General features: G+C 58.8%; 14 protein-coding genes. 13 read left to right on the top strand and 1 reads right to left on the bottom strand.

Annotated features, from left to right (window positions below):
* The first annotated feature begins 77 nt into the window (after positions 1-77).
* From argS to aroQ, 5 genes are all read left to right on the top strand, one after another.
* Positions 78-1,808, top strand: a complete 1,731-nt coding sequence (gene argS / locus WFL93_RS12120; protein WP_336778230.1) for an arginine--tRNA ligase — start codon at positions 78-80, stop codon at positions 1,806-1,808.
* Between the two features lie 456 nt (positions 1,809-2,264).
* Positions 2,265-3,644, top strand: a complete 1,380-nt coding sequence (locus WFL93_RS12115) for an MFS transporter (protein WP_007892813.1) — start codon at positions 2,265-2,267, stop codon at positions 3,642-3,644.
* A gap of 17 nt (positions 3,645-3,661) precedes the next feature.
* On the top strand, positions 3,662-4,921 hold the full coding sequence (locus WFL93_RS12110) for a gallate dioxygenase (protein ID WP_336778229.1): 1,260 nt from the start codon (positions 3,662-3,664) through the stop codon (positions 4,919-4,921).
* Positions 4,921-5,760: an amidohydrolase family protein gene (locus WFL93_RS12105; protein ID WP_336778228.1), complete on the top strand. Its 840-nt coding sequence runs from the start codon at positions 4,921-4,923 to the stop codon at positions 5,758-5,760. Before WFL93_RS12110 ends, WFL93_RS12105 begins: the two co-directional genes overlap by 1 nt.
* Positions 5,757-6,188: a type II 3-dehydroquinate dehydratase gene (gene aroQ / locus WFL93_RS12100; protein ID WP_049852062.1), complete on the top strand. Its 432-nt coding sequence runs from the start codon at positions 5,757-5,759 to the stop codon at positions 6,186-6,188. Before WFL93_RS12105 ends, aroQ begins: the two co-directional genes overlap by 4 nt.
* Here the strand turns inward: aroQ and WFL93_RS12095 are convergent, their stop codons facing one another.
* Entirely contained in the window at positions 6,189-7,415 is a 1,227-nt protein-coding gene (locus tag WFL93_RS12095) for a LysR family transcriptional regulator (RefSeq protein WP_336778227.1), read from the bottom strand.
* A 129-nt stretch (positions 7,416-7,544) separates the two neighbouring features.
* Here WFL93_RS12095 and galB point away from each other — a divergent pair, with 129 nt between their 5' ends.
* From galB to WFL93_RS12055, 8 genes are all read left to right on the top strand, one after another.
* Complete coding sequence (gene galB / locus WFL93_RS12090; protein ID WP_336778226.1) at positions 7,545-8,285, top strand: 4-oxalmesaconate hydratase; 741 nt, start codon at positions 7,545-7,547, stop codon at positions 8,283-8,285.
* Positions 8,282-8,995 carry a 4-carboxy-4-hydroxy-2-oxoadipate aldolase/oxaloacetate decarboxylase gene (locus tag WFL93_RS12085; RefSeq protein WP_336778225.1) on the top strand — a complete coding sequence of 238 codons (714 nt, stop codon included), beginning with the start codon at positions 8,282-8,284 and terminating at the stop codon, positions 8,993-8,995. The genes galB and WFL93_RS12085 overlap by 4 nt, the downstream gene beginning before the upstream one ends.
* Positions 8,996-8,998: 3 nt before the next feature.
* A complete protein-coding gene (locus WFL93_RS12080) occupies positions 8,999-10,087 on the top strand; it encodes a 4-oxalomesaconate tautomerase (RefSeq protein ID WP_336778224.1) in 1,089 nt (362 codons plus the stop codon).
* A 3-nt stretch (positions 10,088-10,090) separates the two neighbouring features.
* Positions 10,091-10,975 carry an NAD(P)-dependent oxidoreductase gene (locus WFL93_RS12075; protein WP_336778223.1) on the top strand — a complete coding sequence of 295 codons (885 nt, stop codon included), beginning with the start codon at positions 10,091-10,093 and terminating at the stop codon, positions 10,973-10,975.
* Between the two features lie 115 nt (positions 10,976-11,090).
* Positions 11,091-11,546 carry a GlcG/HbpS family heme-binding protein gene (locus tag WFL93_RS12070; RefSeq protein WP_336778222.1) on the top strand — a complete coding sequence of 152 codons (456 nt, stop codon included), beginning with the start codon at positions 11,091-11,093 and terminating at the stop codon, positions 11,544-11,546.
* Positions 11,547-11,562: 16 nt separating this feature from the next.
* Entirely contained in the window at positions 11,563-12,090 is a 528-nt protein-coding gene (locus tag WFL93_RS12065; protein ID WP_336778385.1) for a sugar dehydrogenase complex small subunit, read from the top strand.
* On the top strand, positions 12,083-13,684 hold the full coding sequence (locus tag WFL93_RS12060; RefSeq protein ID WP_336778221.1) for a GMC family oxidoreductase: 1,602 nt from the start codon (positions 12,083-12,085) through the stop codon (positions 13,682-13,684). The genes WFL93_RS12065 and WFL93_RS12060 overlap by 8 nt, the downstream gene beginning before the upstream one ends.
* 10 nt (positions 13,685-13,694) lie before the next feature.
* Entirely contained in the window at positions 13,695-15,008 is a 1,314-nt protein-coding gene (locus tag WFL93_RS12055) for a c-type cytochrome (RefSeq protein ID WP_180821966.1), read from the top strand.
* The last annotated feature ends 21 nt before the right edge of the window (positions 15,009-15,029 follow it).

The following is a 15,029-nucleotide window of genomic DNA, read 5'->3' as shown; positions in this document are numbered from 1 at the left end:
CCCGCCGCGCAGTTGCGGGATGACGACATCGGCTCGCCGCCAATAGGCGGGCCTTTTCAGCATATGAAGGTAACGCGGTGAATATTCAGGCTCTTCTTTCCGACAAAGTCAGTCAGGCAATGGTAGCGGCGGGTGCGCCTGCCGATTGCGAACCTCAGGTTCGTCAGTCTGCGAAAGTGCAGTTCGGTGATTACCAGGCCAACGGTATCATGGCCGTGGCGAAAAAACTGGGTCAGGCACCGCGCCAACTGGCTGAGCAAGTGATTCAGCACCTGGACCTCATCGGCATCGCCAGCAAGGTCGAAATTGCCGGTCCCGGCTTTATCAACATCTTTCTGGACCGTGCATGGCTGGCGGCGCAAACCGCGCAGGCCCTGCAGCTGCCGCGCCTGGGCGTAAGCACCGTTGCGCCGCAAACTATCGTGGTGGATTACTCCGCGCCGAACGTGGCGAAGCAGATGCACGTCGGTCACGTGCGCTCCACCATCATCGGTGATGCTGCCGTGCGTACGCTGGAGTTTCTCGGTCACAAGGTGATTCGCGCCAACCACGTCGGTGACTGGGGCACGCAGTTCGGCATGCTGATTGCCTATCTGGAAAAGCAGCAGAATGAAAATCACGAAGAGATCGCGCTGGCCGATTTAGAAGCCTTCTACCGCGAAGCTAAAATCACCTATGACGCCGACGAAGCCTTTGCGGAACGCGCGCGTAGCTACGTGGTGAAACTGCAAGGTGGCGATGAGTATTGCCGCAGCATGTGGAAGAAGCTGGTCGATATCACCATGAGTCAGAACCAGCTGGTTTACGACCGCCTGAACGTAACGTTGACGCGCAAAGACGTGATGGGCGAAAGCCTGTACAACGACATGCTGCCGGGCATCGTCGCTGATTTGCGTGAAAAAGGTCTGGCGGTTACCAGCGAAGGCGCCACCGTGGTTTTCCTTGATGAGTTTAAAAACAAGGAAGGCGAACCGATGGGCGTGATCATTCAGAAGAAAGATGGCGGCTATCTCTACACCACCACCGACATCGCCTGCGCCAAATACCGCTTCGAAACCCTGCATGCCGATCGCGTGCTGTACTACATCGATTCGCGTCAGCATCAGCATCTGCAGCAGGCGTGGACCATCGTGCGCAAAGCCGGTTATGTGCCAGAATCGGTTCCGCTGGAACACCATGCGTTTGGCATGATGCTGGGCAAAGATGGCCGTCCGTTCAAAACCCGCAGCGGCGGCACCATTCGCCTCGCGGACCTGCTGGATGAAGCCGTTGAGCGCGCGCATGCGTTGGTAAGCGAGAAGAATCCAGAGATGTCGGCGCAAGAGCTGAAAGATCTGTCAGAAGTGGTCGGTATCGGCGCGGTCAAATACGCTGACCTGTCAAAAAGCCGCACCACCGATTACATCTTCGACTGGGACAACATGCTGGCATTTGAAGGCAATACCGCGCCTTACATGCAGTATGCCTACACGCGTGTGTTATCGGTGTTCCGCAAAGCCGGCATTGATGCCGATAGCCTGAGCGGCGACATGGTACTGACTGAAGAGCGCGAAGCGCAGCTGGCCACCCGCTTGCTGCAGTTCGAAGAGGTGATTACTCAGGTGGCACGCGACGGCACGCCACACGTGATGTGTGCTTACCTGTATGAGCTGGCCGGTCAGTTCTCTGGCTTCTATGAGCACTGCCCTATTCTCTCCGCCGAAGATGAGACTATTCGCAACAGCCGCCTGCAGCTGGCCGCCTTAACCGCGAAGACACTGAAGCAAGGTCTGGATACGCTGGGCATTAAAACCGTCGAGCGCATGTAATACCTTTTTAGCGGAGCGTGTCTAAGGACATTCTCCGCTAACCTTTTGTTTCCCACCCGCCCATTTCGATTTCAAACTCACCGCCAACGCCTTACGCTTTATCCTCACTTTCCCAGCCGATAGTCCACTTTCCTCAATACCCTTTTTGACCCGCTTTTATCCGCCCGTCATTGGCAATTTCCCCGTGAATTTGCCAATGCCAAAATTTACGACACAGCTCACCAAATAAACAAAACTCATACCTTGATAACCATTTTATGGCAGACAAACTTACGCTCCCCCCCTAATTTGGTAATCGAAGTCGAAACAAAAATACCTTTAACAAGCTGTTTTAACAGCAAAAAATAATAATAACTCTCCCTGCTGTCGGGTTAAAGTGATGCCGTTGATGTCCATTAGCGCAGAGAAAAGTCTTAACCCGGCGACGTAATTAATAAAAAAATCAGAGCGTACCCTATGAGCAATCACGACATTATCGATGTAAAAGGCTGGATCGACGCCCGCCCGATCACCGGATACCAGTGGCTGACCCTCGCCCTGTGTTTCATCATCATCATGTTTGATGGCTACGACGCGGCAGCAATGGGTTTCATTGCACCGGCCCTGATTGAAGATTGGGGCATTAGTCATGCGGAAATGGGACCTATTCTTGGTGCCGCCATGTTTGGCGTGGCGATTGGCGCGCTGATCGCTGGGCCGTGGTCGGACAAATTGGGGCGCAAGCGCGTGCTGCTGCTGTCGATTGCCGTGTTTGCCTGCTTCAGCCTGCTGAGCGCATTCGCCCGCACGCCGCTGGAAATGGGTGTGTTACGTTTTCTCACCGGTCTGGGTCTGGGTGCGGTGATGCCAAACTGCGTTACGCTGGTGTCGGAATATATGCCGGAGCGCCGCCGCAGCCTGATGATCACCGTGATGTACAGCGGCTTTAATATTGGTTCCGGGCTGGGCGGATTCATTGCTGCTGGCATGCTGCCGCACTATGGCTGGCAAGCGGTATTGGGCTTTGGCGGCCTGCTGCCACTGCTGATGTTACCCCTCCTGCTGTGGCTGTTACCCGAATCGGCCATGTATATGGTGGTACGCAAGGTCAGTCGCGACAAAATTGCCGCCGTGCTTAAGCGCCTTGGCGGTGAGTTTGCCGCAGGGACCGCCTTTGTGCTTAATGCACCGGTGATCCCGAAGAAAGCCCAGGTGCTGCAACTGTTCAGCCGTGGTTATGCGGGCGGTACGCTGGTGCTGTGGCTGACCTACTTTATGGGACTGTTTGTCATCTACCTGCTCAACGGCTGGTTGCCGACCATTATGCGGTCCGGCGGTGTGACGCTGGAGCGCGCTGCAATTGTTGCCGGCTTATTCCAGCTGGGTGGAACGGTTGGCGGCCTGCTGGTCGGTGGGCTGATGGACCGTTTTAAAGCTAAATATGTTATTGCCCTGTTCTATCTACTCGGCAGCTTCTGCCTGGTATCGCAGGGAATCTGGGGCTTTGGCCCTAATCTGCTGGCACTGCTGGTCTTCATGGCAGGTATCTGCATCAACGGGGCGCAAACCGGCTTACAGGCATTTTCTCCGGCTTTCTACCCCACCGAAATGCGCGCCACTGGCGTGTGCTGGATGCACGGTATTGGCCGCAGCGGTGCCATTATCAGCTCCTCTCTGGGCGGCGTGCTGCTCGGCGTATTTCCTGGGCAAACAGCTATTTTTATCGTTTTGTCGCTCCCGGCAGTTTTGGCGGCACTCTCCATCACCCGACATCACCCTGCGCAGGTGGCCCGTCAGGTCAAAGGCATCGACCTTAATGACCTGCCGTCCCTGTCGCGTACCCTGAATAATCGATGAAATAGAGGTCACAACTCATGGCTAAAATCATAGGCGGTCTGGCAGTTTCTCATACACCTACCATTGGCTTTGCGGTCGATCACAACAAGCAGCAGGAAGGTGCCTGGGCACCGATATTCGATGGCTTTGCGCCAATGCAGCGTTGGCTGGAGGAGAAGAAACCGGACGTGCTGCTGTATGTGTTTAACGATCACGTCACCTCGTTCTTTTTCGATCACTACTCAGCCTTTGTACTGGGCATTGATGACGACTATGCCGTCGCCGATGAGGGGGGTGGCGCGCGCGATCTGCCGCCGGTAAAAGGCCATGCGGCGCTGTCGCAACATATTGGTGCCAGCCTGATGGCCGATGAGTTCGATATGTCATTCTTCCAGGACAAAGCGCTGGATCACGGCCTGTTCTCTCCGCTGTCGGCGCTGGCGCCGTGGCAAGGCGGCTGGCCAATGCAGGTAGTTCCGCTGGCGGTGGGCGTTTTACAGTTCCCGATTCCAACGGCACGCCGTTGCTATAAATTGGGCCAGGCGCTGAAACGCGCGGTGGAGAGTTTCCCCGAAGACCTGAAGGTTGCCGTGGTAGCGACCGGTGGCGTCTCACATCAGGTACACGGCGAGCGCTGCGGCTTCAACAATCCAGAATGGGATGCCCAGTTTATCGATCTGCTGATCAACGACCCTGAGCGTCTGACCGAAATCACTCTGGCGGAATACGCCACGCTCGGTGGTCTGGAAGGCGCCGAAGTGATCATGTGGCTGATCATGCGCGGTGCGCTGTCGGCTAACGTTGAGAAACTGCATCAGGACTACTATCTGCCGTCAATGACCGGCATCGCCACGCTGATCCTCGAAAACCAATCGCGCGAGGCACCGGTAGATGTGCATCAGCGCCAGCGCGATAAGATCAACCTGCAGCTCAGCGGGGTGGAAAAACTGCCAGGCACCTATCCCTTTACTCAGGCGCGCAGCCTGAAAGCGCTGCGAATCAACCGCTTCCTGCACCGCATGATTCAACCGGAATGGCGTAAGCGTTTCCGCGAGGAGCCGCAGGCGCTGTATCAGGAAGCCGGGCTGACCGCTGAAGAGCAGGCGCTCATCACCCAGCTCGACTGGCGTGGCATGATCCACTACGGCGTCAGCTTCTTCCTGCTGGAAAAACTGGGTGCAGTGGTCGGCGTGTCTAACCTGCATATCTACTCGGCGATGCGTGGCGAAACGCTGGAGCAGTTCCAGCAGACGCGCAATCAACAGGTGCTCTACTCTGTGGCGGGGAAAGCAGACTGATGTTTACGCAACCGGTCATTGACTGCCATCACCACGTTTTTGATCCCAAAAACTTTCCCTGGGCGCCCGAAAGCGCCTATAACCCGGACGGGCACGAGCTGGCGACGCCAGATTACTATCGCGCCGTGATGCAGGCCTACAACATCCGCCATTCGCTGATTGTCGGTCCGACCTCGGGTTACAACACCGACAACCGCTGCCTGCTGGATACCATCAAGCGCGGTGAAGGCCGTTTCAAGGGGATTGCGGTCACGCCGCGTGATGTCGATAGCGATACGCTCGCCAGCCTGAAAGCGCAGGGCATTGTCGGGATCGCGCTTAACGTGGCGATGCTGGGCACCGAACCGTTTATCCAGCTGGATGGCCTGATGGGCAGGCTAGCGGAGCTGGATCTGTTTGCCCAAATCCAGGTGCAGAACGACCAGCTGCTGGCACTGATGCCGCTGCTGTCACGGACCCGCGCGCGCCTGCTGATTGATCACTCAGGTCGACCGGACGTCAGCGCAGTCCTGAAGCAACCGGCGTTTCAGGCGCTGCTGTCGCTGGCCGATCAGCAGCGCACCAGCGTGAAACTCTCCGGGCTGGCGAAATTTTCCCGCCAGCCTTATCCCTTCAGCGATGGTCATCCCTATCTGCTGGCACTGCTGCAGGCGTTCGGTGCCGAAAACTGCCTGTGGGGATCCGACTGGCCCTTCCTGCGCGCCAGCGAACGCATGGATATGGGCACGCAACTGCTGCTCATCGAACAGCTGATCCCCGACGAAAAGAGCCGCCGCCAGGTGCTGTGGCACACGCCAAAGCGGCTGTTTGGTTTTACTGAATCACAGGAGTCACGATGAGAACCATCTACGTTTTGAACGGCCCGAACCTCAATTTGCTGGGTACCCGTGAGCCGGAAACTTACGGTGCCGATACGCTCGAGAGCGTGGAAGCGCTGTGCCGGGCGACGGCCGAAGAGTTGGGCGTTGCCATTGAGTTTCGTCAGACTAACCACGAAGGTGAAATGATCGAGTGGATCCAGCAGGCACGCCTGCAGGCGCAGGCGCTGGTGATCAATCCGGCGGCATGGACGCACACCTCGGTGGCGATCCGTGATGCGGTCACCGGCGTGGCGCTGCCGCTATGGGAAGTGCACATCACTAACGTGCATAAACGTGAGCCCTTCCGTCACCACTCCTATCTTTCGGACGTCGCGCAGGGTGTCATCTGCGGCTACGGCATTCGCGGCTATCGCTATGCGTTGATGGAAGCAGCACGCGCAGGCTAATTATTCGCCCTGCCCGCACACTTCACGCAGGCAGCGGATCAACGCATCCGCTGCCGGAGAGTGCAGGCAGCCCGCGCGCACCGTCAGCCCGATGGCGCGTTCGGTATCCGGTAAAGGCACCGGCAACGCCACCAGCGCGCCGGATGCCAGCTCAACTTCCAGCTGATGAGCGGAGACCGCCGCCAGCATATCCGACTGCATTAGCAAGCCTCGCACCAGTGCCAGATCGCCGGTTTCCACCAGCGGATCGGGCGCCGGAATGCCCATCGCCTGGAAACTGTTATTCAGCAGATAGCGCGCTGGCGTTGCCGAACGCGGCAGAACCCAACGCGCAGCACGCAGATCGTCGGTAGCAATCTCGCGTCCCACCAGCGGATGATCGTGGCGCGCCAGCAACACCATACGCTCGGAGAACAGCGTTTCGCGCGTGACGTCCAGCGCGTCTTCATCACGGCGCAGCGCACCAAAGATAAAATCAATATCGCCAGAGCGCATTTCTGCGGCCAATACGCCAAAGGCACTTTCACTGGTCACCACGCGCACGCCCGGATAACGCGCCGTCAGCATCACGATCGCCTGCGGCAGAATGCGCGTACGTCCCAGCGGCAGCGCACCAACGCGTACGGTCCCCTCCAGAATCCCGCTACGCGCGGCAATATCGGCCGGAATATGGCGCAGTTCATTCAGAGCACGCCGTACGTAAGGCTCGATTTCACGCCCGGCCAGCGAGGGCATCATGCCATGTGGCGTACGCTCCAGCAGCGCGAGGCCGGCGCCATTCTCCAGCACGCGCAGCGCGGCGCTCACCGCCGGTTGACTGAGTCCGAGACGCGCCGCCACCGTCTGCATATGCCGCGTTTGACACAAGGTGATAAAAATTTGCAGGCGACGCACGTTAAACAGCCACAGCGGTTCCGCATCGTTACGTTGTGCGCCGCGCCCCTGTAGTTTTGCCAGGCGCTGCGGTACCTGATGCAACTCCTCAATCGCGCGTAAGGCGCGCGGCAGAACACATTTGCCAAAGTCAGTTAGCATCATGCCGCCAGCGTGGCGCTCAAACAGCGTGACGCCTAACGTGAGTTCCAGGTCGCGAATGGCACGCGTAATCGCCGACTGGGTGCGAAATAATTCATCTGCCGCACGAGAAACACTGCCCTGCGCTACCACCTGACAAAAGGCTCTGATTTGCATCAGGTTTGTCAGTTCCTGACTCGCATTTTCCGCCATCTTTCCCTGCCCACTTTCTCCACCGATCGATGTCGCAATATAAATAAAACGCATACCCGCTGCAATCAAATGAATTATCCGCACCGCGCCGGCAGTGACAGCATGGAAAAAACAGCGGAGGAGTATGCCATGACTGATAACATCCCAAAAAAAACCGCGCTGGTGGTCAGCGCTCACTCAGCGGATTTCGTCTGGCGCGCGGGTGGCGCCATCGCGCTTCATCATGCGCAGGGCTATGAGGTTCACGTTGTCTGTCTCTCATTTGGCGAGCGCGGTGAATCGGCCAAGCTGTGGCGTAAAGGTGAGATGAGTGAGGCGAAAGTGAAAGCGGCCCGGCGCAGCGAGGCGCAGGCGGCGGCCGACATTCTGGGTGCCAGCATCGAATTTTTTGACCTCGGCGATTATCCGCTGCGCGCCGACAAAGAAACCCTGTTCCGCCTGGCCGACGTTTATCGCCGGGTGCAGCCGCACTTTGTCCTGACGCACTCGTTGCAGGATCCCTACAACTACGATCACCCGATGGCCACGCATCTGGCGCAGGAAGCACGCATTATTGCCCAGGCTGAAGGTTATCGTCCGGGCGAAAAAATCGTCGGTGCACCGCCGGTCTACTGCTTCGAACCGCACCAGCCAGAGCAGTGCAACTGGAAACCGGATGTGCTGCTGGATATCACCTCGGTGTGGGATAAAAAATATCAGGCGATTCAGTGCATGGCCGGGCAGGAACATCTGTGGGAATACTACACGCGCGTCGCGCAGCAGCGTGGCGTGCAGGCCAAGCGTAACGTCGGGATCACCAGTCAGCGCGATATCGTTTATGGCGAAGGTTATCAAAGCATCTTCCCGCGCGTAACGGAGGATCTGGCATGAGCCTCATCGGTAAAAAAGGCGTGGCGGTACGCCATATTCAACGTGCTGCTGCGGTGGATATCGATGCCCTGGCCCGTTCAGGTGTCGCCACCGTGCATGAAGCGCAGGGGCGCACAGGCTTGCTCGATCCCGCCATTCGCCCCATTCAGCAGGATTGTGGCATTGCTGGCAGTGCGATCACCGTGCTGGTGGCACCAGGCGATAACTGGATGTTCCACGTGGCAGTGGAATTGTGTCAGCCGGGCGATGTGCTGGTGGTAGCGCCCACCTCACCGTGCAGCGACGGCTTTTTTGGCGATCTGCTGGCAACCTCGCTTCAGTCGCGCGGTGTACGCGGACTGGTGGCGGATGTTGGGGTGCGTGATAGCCGCACCTTGCGCGCAATGGGTTTCGCGGTCTGGTCGCGTGCGGTATATGCGCAAGGCACCGTGAAAGAGACGCTCGGTTCGGTCAATGTCCCGCTCGTGTGCGCCGGACAGCTGGTCTGGCCTGGTGACGTGATCGTGGCCGATGACGACGGCGTGGTGGTGGTGCCGCGCAGTGACGCCGCCAGCGTGGCAGAAAAAGCGCGTCAGCGTGAAGCGCTGGAGGAGAGCAAACGTGCCCGCCTGGCAGACGGTGAACTGGGGCTGGATATTTACCAGATGCGCCCGCGCCTGGCGGAGAAAGGCCTGCGCTATCTCGACACGCTTGAGCAACTGGAGGAGTAAACCATGCGCCAGCGTCGCATTCCCTGCTTGTTGATGCGCGGCGGCACCTCAAAAGCCGCCTGCTTTCTGGCTCAGGATCTGCCAGCCGATCCCACAGCGCGTGACCGGGTGCTGCTGGCGGTGATGGGATCGCCCGATATCCGTCAGATAGATGGCCTGGGCGGCGCCGATCCGCTGACCAGCAAAGTGGCGATCGTCAGCGCGTCCAGCCGCGACGATGCCGATGTCGATTATCTGTTTGCCCAGGTCAATGTCGATCGCCCCAGCGTCGATTACGGGCAAAACTGCGGCAACATTCTTGCTGCCGTTGGGCCCTTCGCGGTCGAGCGCTGGCTGGTTGCGGCGGGCCGTGAATGCACCACGGTGCGCATTTTTATGCACAACACCGGGCAAATTGCCGAAGCAACGTTCGCCACGCCCGGCGGGGAAGTCGACTATGACGGCGAACTGCGCATTGACGGCGTACCGGGCACGGCGGGCGAGATCGCCCTCACCTTCAACGATATTGCGGGATCGAGCTGTGGCGCCCTGCTGCCGACCGGTCAACCGCGCGATCGCTTTGACGGCATCGACGTCACCTGCATCGACAACGGTATGCCGGTGATCCTGGTGCGAGCTGCGGATGTCAATCGCAGCGGCTATGAAAGCCGCGACGAATTAGATAACGACAGCGAGCTGAAACAGCGGCTGGAGTCGATTCGCCTGCAGGCTGGGCCGTGCATGAATCTGGGTGATGTCAGCCAGCGCACGGTGCCGAAAGTGACCCTGCTGGCTGAAGCACGTCACGGCGGTGCGATCAGCTCACGCACCTTTATTCCCCACCGCTGCCACGCCTCGATTGGCGTGCTCGGCGCGGTGAGTGTCGCCAGCGCCTGTTTGATTCCGGGTAGCGTCGCCGACGGCCTGGCGCGTACCAGCGATGCGCCTCAGCAGCGTCTGAGCGTGGAACATCCGAGCGGTGAGTTCAGCGTGCTGCTGCAGCGCAGCGGTGATAACCCGCTGGCGGGCTGCGGTCTGCTGCGCACCGCGCGCGCCATTTTTGCCGGTGAGGTGTTGATTCCGGCGGCGATTTGGCCATTCAGCAAGGAGTAATGGATGAACATCACGTTTATCGGTTTTGGTGAAGCGGGCGGCATTCTGGCCCATGACTTACAGGCGCAGGGCAATTCGGTGACGGTATGGGATCGCAAAGCCCTTGAGGCGGAGAACCTGCCCGCGTTGCGGCAAAAAGCGCAGCACAGCGGCGTGCGGTTAGCCAACTCGCTGGCTGAAGCGCTGCAGGATGCCGCGCTGGTGTTCTCCACGGTCACCGCATCGCAGGCACTGAACGTGGCGCAGCAGGCCGCAGCGCTATTACACAATGGCCAGCATTTTCTCGATCTCAATTCCGTGGCACCGCATACCAAACGCGTTGCGGCGGAGGTGATTAGCGCCAGCGATGCCAGCTACGTCGACGTGGCGGTGATGGCGCCGGTACCGCCAAAGCGCCTGGCCACGCCGCTGTTGATTGGCGGCGTTCAGGCTGCTCAAGTGCAGCCGCTGCTGCAACAACTCGGTTGCAACAGCCGCCTGCTGGGTTGCGAAGTGGGTGAAGCCTCGGCGATTAAGATGTGCCGCAGCGTCATGATTAAAGGACTGGAAGCGCTGACCACCGAATGTCTGAGTGCGGCGCGGCAGTACGGCGTTGAAGAAGCGGTGCTCGACTCGCTGCACGCCAGTTTTCCTTCGCTTGGCTGGAACGATCAGCTGCCGCACTACCTGATTAGCCGCGTGGCGGAACACGGCCAGCGCCGCGCTGAAGAGATGCAGGAAGTGGTGAAAACGCTGCAAGACGTCAACGTACCAGCCGCGATGAGCGCAGCAATTGTTGCGACACAGCAAGGGCTGATTGATGCGTTAAACGCACGTTCCCTGCGCTATCAACAACTGACACCGTTCATCTGGCAAGAGACGCTGGATAAGATCTATTCACCTCAATGAGTTATACGGATAGAGGTATGCGTTTTGTTTATCGGCAATTGTTTACATTTTTGCAACAGCGTAGCGTAAGCGAGACGAGAAGCAGGTTTAAAACAATAAATATCGGAAGCAAAAAATGAAGAGTAGAGCATCTGTCGCCCTTTCCCTGCTGCTGGCAGCGGGTATCGGCCAGGCCAGCGCCGCCGCGCTGGACGCCAGCCACACCAACCAGGTCATGACCAGTGTGAAAAATAGCATCAGCGCGCAACACAGTACCGGCTGCGTGGCGGTGGTCGATGCCAGCGGCACGCTGCTGGCCTTCCAGCGCCTTGACGGCGCGTCGCCGGGTTGTGTGGATGCCGCAATAGGTAAAGCCCGCACCTCGGCGCTGTATCACGTCCCCTCACTGAAATTTATGCAGCGTCTGCAGAGCGGTGAAACCACCGTTCTCGCGATCCCGCATACTGTCGCACTCGGCGGGGGCTACCCGCTCCAGCTGCAGAGTGAAGTGGTCGGCGCCGTCGGCGTCAGCACCCCCAAACAGGAACTGGATAATCAGGCTTCAGAGGCTGCCGCTCAGGCGCTGAAGTAACTTCAAGGAACCTTTTCTGATGACTCTTTCACGCCGCCGGCTATTGACCGGCACGGCGGGCCTGCTGGTGGCTGGCGTCCTGACGCAGGTGCTGCCCGGCAACCTCGCTTTCGCGGCACCCCCGCTGGCCGCCGCGGTTGCGCCCTCCGCCAGTTTTCGCGCAATTTCCGTCACCCTCACCGGGCTGGCACAGCCGGATGCTCTACTGGCCCAGCGCCTGTACAGCTGGCTGCACGAGCATGTCCCGCAGCTTGATAGCCAACTCGATACACTCAGCACGCTATTGCAGCAGCAGCCCGCCGCCAACGGCAGCACGCTATTGACGCTGTTGAGCTCCCAGCCCAAGGCATTGAACGACCTTTATCAGGCGCTGGTTTCCGGTTGGTATCTGGGCGTCGTCGGCCCGCTGCCACGGCCGCAATGCATCGCCTTCGAAAATATTGTCAGCTATCAGCGGGTACGCGATTGGCTGTTACCACCGAGCTACGCGCCGGGGCAACCTAACTTCTGGACGCAACCGCCAGCAAGGAGAGCACATGTCTGATTCATTAAGCGCCGATGTGGTGGTGATTGGTGCCGGTATTGCCGGTTCTCTGGCGGCACTGAAGATGGCTAACGCCGGCGCGTCGGTGCTGATACTGGAGTCCGGGCCGGAGATCAAACGCGATCGCGCGGTGGAATATTTCCGCAACTCGCCGTTTAAAGGCGACTTCACTGAACCCTATCCGCCGCAGCCGTGGGCACCGCAGCCAAAATTTATTCCCAGTGATAATAACTATCTGATCCAGAAAGGCCCCGATCCCTATCGCGCCCAGTATCTGCGCGGTACCGGTGGCACCACGTGGCACTGGGCTGGCCAGGCGTTCCGCCTGTTACCCAACGATATGCGTATTCAGTCGCTGTACGGCGTTGGTCGTGACTGGCCGATCAGCTATGCCGAGCTGGAGCCTTATTACTGTGACGCCGAGTATCAGATGGGCGTATCCGGCGACAGCGATCTGGCTTCTCCACGCTCACGCCCTTACCCGCTGCCAGGCATCCCGCTGCCGTACGGTTTTGATCGCCTGAAGCAGCGTCTCGGTCCGCTGAGTTATGAGGTTGGCATTGGTCCACAGGCGCGCAACAGCATCGCCTATGACGGTCGTCCAGCCTGCTGCGGCAATAATAACTGCATGCCAGTGTGCCCGATTGATGCGCAGTATCACGGCGGCATAGCGGCACGCAAGGCGCTGGATGCCGGGGTGAAAATTGTCACCAACGCGGTAGTGTTTCGCATTGAAGCCGACGATAAAGGCACCATTCAGGCGGTGCATTACCTCGATCAAAACAAAGTGCGCCATCGCGTCACCGGCAAACAGTTTGTCCTGACGGCGAACGGCATCGAGAGCCCGAAAATCCTGCTGCTCTCCGCCAGCGAACGCTATCCGGACGGCATCGCCAATCGTTCCGGTATGGTGGGGCGTAATCTGATGGATCATCCAGGATCGTCGGTGGAGTTCTACGCCGATGAGCCAGTGTGGTTTGGTCGTGGCCCAATGCGTCCCGGCAGTATCAATAATCTGCGTGACGGTGATTTCCGCGCTGAACGTTCGGCGCTGCGTATCGACCTCTCCAACACCTCGCCGGTGCGCTATCTCACCGAACGCTTGGTGCGTCAGGGTTATTACGGCCAGGCGCTCAATGACAAGCTGGCTTTCCAGGCCGAGCGTTTTGTCCAGCTGAAGTGCCTGCTGGAGATGCTGCCGGAACCGCAGAACCGCGTCACCCTGAGCAAAACGGAAAAGGATGCCTGGGGCATTCCTCGTCTCGAGGTTCATTACAGCTTCCCGGAATACGTGCATCGCGGCTATGACCAGTCAATGGTCGACTTCCAGCGCATGGTTAAACAGATGGGCGGAACCGAGGCGATTTACAGCCCACGCGGGGTTTACGACAACAATCAGCACATCACCGGCACCATGATCATGGGCAGCAATCCGCAGGATTCGGTGGTGGATGGCCACTGCCGCACTCACGACCACCCGAACCTGTTTATCGCCGGCACCGGCATTATGCCCTCAGCGTCGACGGTGAACTCCACCCTGACCGGCACCGCGCTGGCGCTACGCATGGCCGACAGCGTGCTGGCAAGCTTATAAGGATTACCCGATGAAACCTGTATTTCTTCAGGCCGCTATCGCGCTGGTCCTGATGCAGTGTGCCGTGGCTCAGGCGGCAGACAACGCCGCGCAGATTAAACGCGGTGAATATCTGGCACGCGCCAGCGACTGTACCGCTTGCCATACCGCCACCAACGGTCCGCTGTTTGGCGGCGGCTTTGCCGTCAGTACGCCTTTCGGTCAGATCTGGGGCAGCAATATCTCCGCCGATAAGCAGTTCGGAATTGGTAGCTGGAGTGACGATCAGTTTGTTGCCGCGGTACGCGACGGCATTGGCAAAAATGGTGAGCAGCTCTATCCGGCAATGCCGTATGACTCCTTCACCAAAATGAAGCGCGACGATGTGCTGGCGATTAAAGCCTATTTACTGTCGATGCCGCCGGTACATCAGGCCTCACCCCAAACCGACCTGCCGTTCCCATTCAACCAGCGTTGGGGCATGCGCTTCTGGAAGTGGTTTAACTTCGATAAGGGCGAATTACAGAACGATGCGCAGCAGAGCGCGCAGTGGAATAACGGTCGCTATCTGGTCGAAGCGCTGGCGCACTGCGGCACCTGTCACACACCACGTAATTTGACCATGGGCATGGACAGCGATCACGCGCTGGCCGGTGGCGATCTCGGTGGCTGGACGGCGTACAACATTACGCCGGACAAGCAGGCAGGCATTGGTAACTGGAGCCAGCAGCAGCTGGTGACCTACCTGAAAACCGGGTTTGTCGCTAACAAAGCCAGCGCCTCCGGCCCGATGGCCGAAGCGATTGAGCACAGCCTGCAATATCTGCCGGACAGTGACTTGCAAGATATCGCTACCTATCTGCGCAGCGTCAAGCCACAGGCGGATAAGCAGCAAACCAAGCCGCGTGATAGCTGGGGACAAGCGTCAACCGCGTTGATTGCACTGCGCGGCGCAGATGACGCAACGCGCAACGCGCAGCCCGGCGCGGTGCTGTTTGCCGGCAACTGCGCCAGCTGTCACGGTGCGGAAGGTGCGGGATCGGGCACGGGCTTCCATGCTTATCCATCGCTGTTCCACCACACCAGCACCGGTGCGACAGATGCACCCAACGTGGTGTCAGTGATCCTCAATGGTGTGCATCGTCACATGACGGAAGGCGACGTGTTTATGCCCGCCTTTGCGCCGGAGCTGAGCGATCAGCAGGTGGCTGACGTCAGTAACTTTGTCAGTCAGCAGTTTGGTAATCCGGCAGCGGCCAAGGTGAGTGCGAAGCAGGTTAAGGAATTAAGGCAGGATGCAAAGCTGGCTTATCCACCCCTCTTCAGTCAGGGGGATAAACCTTAATTGAGACTATCGGCGGCGCCA

It is taken from the genome of Pantoea sp. USHLN256 (assembly GCF_037149875.1).
Classification (GTDB): domain Bacteria; phylum Pseudomonadota; class Gammaproteobacteria; order Enterobacterales; family Enterobacteriaceae; genus Pantoea; species Pantoea nemavictus.
This window is presented reverse-complemented; position numbering and strand designations above follow the sequence as displayed.

What these genes read in the sequence shown, in the direction of transcription:
- WFL93_RS12115 (WP_007892813.1), top strand. Translation starts at nt 2,265, where the DNA reads ATGAGCAATCACGACATTATCGATGTAAAAGGCTGGATCGACGCCCGC.
- WFL93_RS12110 (WP_336778229.1), top strand. Translation starts at nt 3,662, where the DNA reads ATGGCTAAAATCATAGGCGGTCTGGCAGTTTCTCATACACCTACCATT.
- WFL93_RS12105 (WP_336778228.1), top strand. Translation starts at nt 4,921, where the DNA reads ATGTTTACGCAACCGGTCATTGACTGCCATCACCACGTTTTTGATCCC.
- aroQ (WP_049852062.1), top strand. Translation starts at nt 5,757, where the DNA reads ATGAGAACCATCTACGTTTTGAACGGCCCGAACCTCAATTTGCTGGGT.
- WFL93_RS12095 (WP_336778227.1), bottom strand. Translation starts at nt 7,415, where the DNA reads ATGGCGGAAAATGCGAGTCAGGAACTGACAAACCTGATGCAAATCAGA.
- galB (WP_336778226.1), top strand. Translation starts at nt 7,545, where the DNA reads ATGACTGATAACATCCCAAAAAAAACCGCGCTGGTGGTCAGCGCTCAC.
- WFL93_RS12085 (WP_336778225.1), top strand. Translation starts at nt 8,282, where the DNA reads ATGAGCCTCATCGGTAAAAAAGGCGTGGCGGTACGCCATATTCAACGT.
- WFL93_RS12080 (WP_336778224.1), top strand. Translation starts at nt 8,999, where the DNA reads ATGCGCCAGCGTCGCATTCCCTGCTTGTTGATGCGCGGCGGCACCTCA.
- WFL93_RS12075 (WP_336778223.1), top strand. Translation starts at nt 10,091, where the DNA reads ATGAACATCACGTTTATCGGTTTTGGTGAAGCGGGCGGCATTCTGGCC.
- WFL93_RS12070 (WP_336778222.1), top strand. Translation starts at nt 11,091, where the DNA reads ATGAAGAGTAGAGCATCTGTCGCCCTTTCCCTGCTGCTGGCAGCGGGT.
- WFL93_RS12060 (WP_336778221.1), top strand. Translation starts at nt 12,083, where the DNA reads ATGTCTGATTCATTAAGCGCCGATGTGGTGGTGATTGGTGCCGGTATT.
- WFL93_RS12055 (WP_180821966.1), top strand. Translation starts at nt 13,695, where the DNA reads ATGAAACCTGTATTTCTTCAGGCCGCTATCGCGCTGGTCCTGATGCAG.